We start from the raw sequence: 341 nt of genomic DNA, 5'->3' as shown, positions 1-341 counted from the left end.
GGGTCAGATAGTACTTGTACAGTGATTGCGGCAATTTCAGAGACAGCAAGCACCTGATACAACGCGATTAAATCTTGTACATCAGACAATTGCGCATTACCCGGCATGGGTACCGAAGCGGCAAGTTCATCTTGGACTAATAAGGCGGGGAGATTGACTAATTGCTTCACCACCGCAACACTATCACCCCACGCGGAGAGTAAGGTTGTGGCATTGACACCGTTTTCGATATTGACGGATGTCGAAGCGCTCGATAAATAGCCGCTTTGTGGTGTCGTCGAGGTCATGACAGGCGAGGTGTCGCTTTTATAGGCACTGCTCTGATGCGTGCTCATCACACC

General features: G+C 49.9%; 1 protein-coding gene. It reads right to left on the bottom strand.

Going from position 1 to position 341, the window contains the following annotated elements:
- On the bottom strand, positions 1–341 hold a 341-nt coding region (locus tag ACNQ0T_RS23410), incomplete at both ends, for a hypothetical protein (protein ID WP_417930403.1).

The sequence above is a fragment of the Enterobacter cloacae complex sp.6700776 genome (assembly GCF_048284255.1).
GTDB lineage: Bacteria > Pseudomonadota > Gammaproteobacteria > Enterobacterales > Enterobacteriaceae > Enterobacter > Enterobacter intestinihominis.
Note: the sequence above shows the minus strand (reverse complement) of the source record. Positions and strands in the feature narration are given on the sequence as shown.